Source organism: Pararhodospirillum oryzae (genome assembly GCF_007992075.1).
Classification (GTDB): domain Bacteria; phylum Pseudomonadota; class Alphaproteobacteria; order Rhodospirillales; family Rhodospirillaceae; genus Pararhodospirillum; species Pararhodospirillum oryzae.
In genome coordinates this window covers 1-580 of record NZ_BJZO01000202.1, presented here as the reverse complement: position 1 = coordinate 580, position 580 = coordinate 1, and the positions used below count along the sequence as shown (strand labels likewise).

Sequence of the window (580 nt, the reverse complement as noted above, 5' to 3'; positions counted from 1 at the left end):
TTGGCCGACCTCAATCCCTGGGACAAGATCGACGACTACACGCGCCTGACCGCCACGCGCGGCACCCGGGTGGGCGAGCGGTGCGAGGTGTGCATCTTCAACGCCCAGATCAACAAGCCCAGCACCCGTGACGACAACGAGGACGTGATGATGAGCCTCCCCTTTACCGCGCGCCCGCAGACGGGAGGCGGGGATAACGAGGTTTGTATTCGGTTTTTGTAAGGAGTTACCAGGATGGCGGTACTTTTTTCGGTTCCGCGTGGCGGATTTACTTTTGACGTGACCGCCCAGGTCTGGGCGCCGGGCGCCACCGAGGCCGGCGCGCTGGCGGTGACGTGCCGGGTGGTCGAGCTCGCGCGCTTCGAGGCGCTGCTGGAGGATAACGCGGCCGGGCGTTTGTCCAACGCCGCCCTGGTGCGTGCGCTGGTCGTGTCGTGGGGGCTGGTTTACGACGACGGCGGCCCCATCGCCTTGGACTCCGACGAGGCCAGCGCGTTGATGGATCACGCCTGGATCGCGCGGCCGATTTTGGACGCTTACGGCGCGGCGCTGAGCGCGGCGATCACGGGAAACTCGCTGC

Annotated in this window: 2 protein-coding genes; both read left to right on the top strand. The window is 66.2% G+C overall.

Annotated elements, in window-relative coordinates; genetic code table 11:
• On the top strand, positions 1–222 hold a 222-nt coding region (locus tag ROR02_RS16755), incomplete at its 5' end, for a hypothetical protein (RefSeq protein ID WP_170245174.1).
• Positions 223–234: 12 nt separating this feature from the next.
• Positions 235–580, top strand: a 346-nt coding sequence (locus ROR02_RS16510) for a hypothetical protein (protein WP_147165124.1), incomplete at its 3' end; no start/stop codon positions are given.